The organism is Psychromonas sp., from assembly GCF_047632995.1.
Classification (GTDB): Bacteria; Pseudomonadota; Gammaproteobacteria; order Enterobacterales; family Psychromonadaceae; genus Psychromonas.
The window spans coordinates 1-5,562 of the sequence record NZ_JBLIEK010000174.1 but is presented as its reverse complement, the minus strand read 5'-3'; the positions used below and the strand labels follow the sequence as shown (position 1 = coordinate 5,562).

Here is a 5,562-nt window from a genome sequence, read left to right as displayed (position 1 = left end):
GAACAAATTTGAACGTTGGAGTTTACGACAACGACCTGAAAGACGTAGGGCAGGACGCCCGGAGTCATTTACGACAGTTCAGTGTCATGAACGGGCTAAGCTCTGCGTGCCCTTACCCCAGAGGCAGAAAAGCAAAAGGCAGAAAAGCAAAGAGCAGCACAGCCAGTGCTTTTCGCATCTGATCGCAAAGCATGGCTTAAAGAGAAAGGAAATTTTGCTGAGGCGGAGATTTATAGTCTTCCATAAAAAACGCGACATATTGTCGCGTTTTTTTATAGAAAAGCTAAAAGTTTTAGCTTCTCTTAGCAGCTTTACGACGTGTAAAACCAAGACCAGCGAAACCAAGTACTAATAGAGCTACGCTTGCCGGCTCTGGAACAGATACACATGGTACACCAGGAGTTGCTACGCAAGTCTGGCTTCCGCCATCTACTGACAAAGATGACTTACCTAAAGCAACCCACCAGCCGCTACTTCCAGAACTAATGTCCATTTTAACTTGTAGGCCTGCATTTACTTGATCTCCAGCCCAAGAATATGATGACAAATCAAAAGCAGTAAAATTCCAAGTATTATTTAGTCCTGCTAATTTCCCCACTTGAAACCATGATGAGCCATCATAAATTGAAATATTATCAACTTCGTGTGGTGTATCTACATCATACGCAGAGATATCTAATATGATCGATGAAAAAGAACCTGCGATAGCGTTGTGAGTCCATCCCCAATCTTCAGTAGGACCTCTGTAATATGGAGATTGTCTTTTGCTAGCATCATCTTTCACAAAAAATTCTGTAACACTGTTGTTAGAGTACTCTTTAACGTCAGTGATTGGTGAAGCGTATGAAGCTGCTGATGCCCCCAGAAGTACTGCACCAGTTACAGCTAATCCTATAATTTTATTTTTCATAAAAATTCCTTGCATGTTTTTTTTAAAGATCCGCTCTTTAAAAATAAATTGTATTTGCCGCTCTTACACTACAAGATCGAACGATATACAACACGAATGCAAAATTTGAGCCGGATTTATAAAGGCATTAAAATCAGTGACTTATGGTTTTTTAAATAAATGAGCGTGTGAAAGTGTTAATTTAATCGACACATGTTGCTTTTCAAAGGTGATGTTCCCTTCATAAATAACAAACAGTAACAAACAGGTCAGCCAATCTTTTTTTTGAAATTTTTCTATTAGAAAAACTCACATTCGCACCAGATATGCGCGGGTATTTGTGCGATTGCAGCAGAATAATTATTTTTATTGCAGTTGAATTAAAACATCAGCATCCCTTAGTAAGGTGCTAATTGAATATTGGCAAGTCCGGGTCACTCACTATTTTTTTGTCACCGAATTACTTTACTGATAACTTTCCAGGAAGGCTAAAACGCAAAAATCAACCATAAGAGGTTGATTTTAGGAAGTTCTTTTTAACAAGAAACTTGGAGCGGGCAGTGGGAATCGAACCCACATTATCAGCTTGGAAGGCTGGAGTAATAGCCATTATACGATGCCCGCATAGTTTTTTAAATTGTATCATAAATAGCAAAAAACAATGCATAGCATTGTAAGTTACTTTGCAAAGCATAAATGCGTTGCGTTTCACAATGTGGCGTTGTGAAAATAAAAATGGTGGAGGGAGGTGGATTCGAACCACCGAAGCTTACGCGGCAGATTTACAATCTGCTCCCTTTGGCCACTCGGGAACCCCTCCTAGACTTAAATGGTGCCGACTACCGGAATCGAACTGGTGACCTACTGATTACAAGTCAGTTGCTCTACCGACTGAGCTAAGTCGGCGCCGTCTAAGTGGTGCGAATAATAGAGAAGTTGGATTAACCTTGCAAGCCTTTCTTTGCAAAAAAATTGCATTTAGTGACTGTTTGCTTAAAAACAAAACAACTCTCCGCTATTTTGCTGGTTAATTCACCAGGGCGGAAGAATTCATTGGCTAACTGCTCAGTGCCTTCTCCTTACGCGGCTATTAATCAGATGCTTGCTGAATTTTACTGTTTAGCTAAACGCAGTGAAATTTCACCGCCAATATAGGGTTCAACCACCCCATCACGCTCTAATAACAGCGCACCGCTTTCATTAATACCGCGGCAAATTCCCGCTTCTGTTTTACCCGCTATTAATAAATTAACCGCTTTATTCAAAAAACAATCCAAATCGAGCCAGCGAGTTAGATAGGGGTGCAGCCCTGTTTGCTCATATTGCGGTAATAAAGTCTGTAATTCATTAATTAAAGCCGCGCTTAACAGGTTGCGATCCACCTTTTCACCGCTCAACTGACTTAAATCACTCCAAGGTTGATCAATTAACTTTGCCTGTTCCGGCGGCATACGTACATTAATGCCTATACCGATAACCGTATGGCAAGCTTCCGTTGCCTGTGCATTTAACTCAATTAAAATACCGGCTAATTTTTTCCCTTGATAATAGAGATCATTCGGCCATTTTAGGGTGACACCGTGCAGACCTATTTTATCCAGCGCATTCACTGCCGCAATACCGACCAATAAACTCAGACCAGAGAGCTTATCTATGCCGGAATCAAAGCGCCAATAGAAGGAAAAGTACAAGTGGGATGCAAAAGGGGAAACCCAAGTGCGGCCGCGGCGCCCTCTTCCTGTTAACTGGCATTCACTGATACAGCTTTGCCCATTTTCTAAATTGGGGAGACGATCCAGTAACCATTGATTGGTTGAATCTAATATCTGCTCAACATGTACGTTTCTATTTTTACTGAGATTTTTAATTGTCTGTGCATTTAAAAGATCAATCGGCACGGCGCTGCGATAGCCTTTACCTGTCACTTTATAAATATCTAAACCAATTTCCTGTAACGCTTTTATATAGTTATTCACCGAGGTACGTGAAACGCCGAGCAGTTCACCAATCTTTTCACCGGAGTGAAACTCGCCGTCGGCTAATAAAGTTAGCAGAACATTGCCCTGTTCATTAAGCTCTGACATGTTGGAGCACCTCTTTTAAGTTAGTTTCACCCTGGCTGCCAATAAAACGCACCTCGTGATCTAAACTGACATTAAATTTCTCTTCGACAGTGGCACGCACTAATTCAGCCAACTCGACAATATCTGTTGCACACGCATTATCTTGATTGACCAATACCAATGCCTGCTGCTGATGTACGGCCGCACCACCACACTGTACGCCCTTTAAATTTGCCTGCTCTATCAACCAGCCGGCTGCCAGCTTAATGTTACCGTCAGCTTGCGGATAATGCGGCATATTAGGATAGAGGTTAAGCAGATGTTCGGCTTGCTGTTTACTAACAACCGGATTTTTAAAAAAGCTGCCGGCATTGCCGAGCTGCTCCGGATCGGGCAGTTTTTCACTGCGGGTTTGACAGACAGAGTGATAAATCTCTTTTGCGGTCACCTTTTGCGCTGCATCTGATTGATTGGACACACCGGAGCGGCTGTGTGGTTGCCATTTTTTAGGTAATGTTAAAGTCACTTTGGTGATTAACGCATTTTCCATCTTTTTACTTTTAAAGATGCTGTCACGATAGCCAAATAAGCAAGCTGCGGCGCTTAAATTGAAAAATTCACCCGAATCTAAATCAATATATTCAACCGACTCACAAAAATCTTTAAACTCGCAGCCGTATGCCCCTATGTTTTGTACGGGTGCAGCGCCAACCACGCCGGGAATAAGTGCCAGATTTTCCAGCCCGTCAATCCCTTTATCAATACTGTCGGTGACTAACTGATGCCAATCTTCACCCGCAGCAACCTGTAACTGATAACTCTCTGGCGACTCAATAATATCAACACCGGACAGTTCCACTTTAATGACTAAACCGCTGAAATCTTCGCAGAATAAAATATTACTGCCCGCACCTAAAATAAGCACAGGTCGTTTTTCTGCCCGCACTCTTTTAACCAGAGCCAATAACTCGGGTAACTGTTGGAGCGTTTTAAAATGAAATAGGCTTTGCGTTTTAGCTTCGATAGAAAAAGTGTTAAATGCCTTGAGTGAGCTATTGCTTTCAATCATCATTATACCCTGTGTAAATAGAGTAATTAGTTTACCTTAACCGTTAGATGAAACAAAAATAATAAGGGAATGTTTTGCAGGATAACGGATTGCAGTTTATCGAATTGGAAAAAATTAAATACCCGTGGGTAAATAAATTCTATAAACAGGTTTATAGAAAAGGCATGGCCAGTAAAAATGAAGCGGTCTTTATCCTTAAAGATAAACGCATAATATGCGCAGCGAAGTTAACCACACTCGATGGTCACCTGTTGTTGACGGGGGTGGCGTGCGATCCATCGCTGAGAGGACAAGGTTATGCCTCGCGGTTAATTGCTACTCTTCTGCTTTTGCAAGAACAGCCCGTTTACTGCTTTCCCTATCCCCGCCTTGGCCACTTTTACCAGCAGCTTGGTTTTCAACCTGTCGACAGCAGCGATAATATACCCGCCTCAATCAGCAGCCGATTTCTTTTATATCGGAAAAAACAAGATTTACTGCTAATGGTTTATTCCGCGAAGAGCGGCAACAGATCCTGATAACCCTGCCCAGCCATCTCCTCGACGGGAATAAAACGCAGTGCTGCGGAGTTAATGCAGTAACGCAGCCCTTTCGGAGCGGGGCCATCGGCAAACAGATGCCCTAAATGGGAATCCGCCTGTTGGCTGCGCACTTCAGTGCGTACCGCAAATAGCTGGCTGTCGGTTTTCTCAGTTAATAACTGGCCGGCAATCGGCTGGGTGAAACTCGGCCAACCACAATCCGCGTCGAATTTATCTAATGAGCTAAAAAGAGATTCACCGGAAACAATATCCACATAAATTCCCGGCACACTGTTATCCCAGTATTCGTTACTAAACGCAGGCTCTGTCCCCTCCTCCTGGGTAACACTAAACTGCATTGGATTAAGTTTTGCGCGTAATTCCTCTAACGTTAGCTTTTTATCATCTGACATTTTTATTCTCCCTTGACTGCAAAATATTCTATTCAATTCGTTTGAGTATAGATTCAATGTTACGGTTTTATTTCCCTAAATTAAACGTTACAAACGTTATGGTCATTTTTCTGCCTTTATTCTCAATAACAACTTGACGCATTTACTAAAAAACGGTAATTATTAAGCAATAGATTGAATTTTAGAGATTGATTGATGAAAACGTTTTTCCCACTACTGCCAAGTTTACTGTTTATGCTTACTGCATACGGGCGGCGGGTGGCTGAGTAACGATCAGTTAAAACTCCAGAACCCGTGCGATGCGCGGGTTTTTTATATCTGCGTATATACCCAAACTACTTCAAGATGCAGATTCAGAGCTTCACCCGGATGCTAGAACAAGGCATAACATGCTGAGAATGGTTATTCCCTTTTCAAGTGTTATAACGCAGTGCTAGCTTTCGGGTGAAACTCCCTTCGGGCAAGGCGATCAACGATAATCTTCGTTGTTAGCAGGTTTTGATTTAGAATGACTAGATCATCAACCTGCTGCCTAGAATCTCATCATTTATCGACTTGCTGATTCCTGCATCTTGAAGTAGCTTGGGTATAAATGACCTAACCCCAA

The 5,562-nt window shown here is 42.1% G+C and carries 4 protein-coding genes, 3 tRNA genes and 1 pseudogene; 1 reads left to right on the top strand and 7 read right to left on the bottom strand.

Going from position 1 to position 5,562, the window contains the following annotated elements; genetic code table 11:
- Positions 1-292: 292 nt before the first annotated feature.
- From ACJAT7_RS17530 to murB, 6 genes are all read right to left on the bottom strand, one after another.
- Positions 293-910: a PEP-CTERM sorting domain-containing protein gene (locus ACJAT7_RS17530; protein ID WP_415228089.1), complete on the bottom strand. Its 618-nt coding sequence runs from the start codon at positions 908-910 to the stop codon at positions 293-295.
- Between the two features lie 528 nt (positions 911-1,438).
- Positions 1,439-1,513: transfer RNA gene (locus ACJAT7_RS17525), tRNA-Gly, on the bottom strand.
- 112 nt (positions 1,514-1,625) lie between these two features.
- A tRNA-Tyr gene (locus ACJAT7_RS17520) sits at positions 1,626-1,709 on the bottom strand.
- A 10-nt stretch (positions 1,710-1,719) separates the two neighbouring features.
- Positions 1,720-1,795: transfer RNA gene (locus ACJAT7_RS17515), tRNA-Thr, on the bottom strand.
- 206 nt (positions 1,796-2,001) lie between these two features.
- The gene (gene birA / locus ACJAT7_RS17510; RefSeq protein WP_415228088.1) at positions 2,002-2,973 is read right to left on the bottom strand and encodes a bifunctional biotin--[acetyl-CoA-carboxylase] ligase/biotin operon repressor BirA; all 972 of its coding nucleotides are present in this window, start codon (positions 2,971-2,973) and stop codon (positions 2,002-2,004) included.
- Positions 2,960-4,024 carry a UDP-N-acetylmuramate dehydrogenase gene (gene murB / locus ACJAT7_RS17505; RefSeq protein WP_415228087.1) on the bottom strand — a complete coding sequence of 355 codons (1,065 nt, stop codon included), beginning with the start codon at positions 4,022-4,024 and terminating at the stop codon, positions 2,960-2,962. The genes birA and murB overlap by 14 nt, the downstream gene beginning before the upstream one ends.
- Before the next feature lie 86 nt (positions 4,025-4,110).
- Between murB and ACJAT7_RS17500 the strand changes: the two genes are divergently transcribed.
- Positions 4,111-4,539, top strand: coding sequence for a GNAT family N-acetyltransferase (locus tag ACJAT7_RS17500; RefSeq protein ID WP_415228086.1), 429 nt, complete (start codon positions 4,111-4,113; stop codon positions 4,537-4,539).
- Here ACJAT7_RS17500 and msrB read toward each other — a convergent pair.
- Positions 4,509-4,922: pseudogene (gene msrB / locus ACJAT7_RS17495) on the bottom strand (peptide-methionine (R)-S-oxide reductase MsrB); the annotation flags it as partial. The gene ACJAT7_RS17500 and the pseudogene msrB sit on opposite strands and share 31 nt — an antisense overlap.
- Positions 4,923-5,562: the final 640 nt, after the last annotated feature.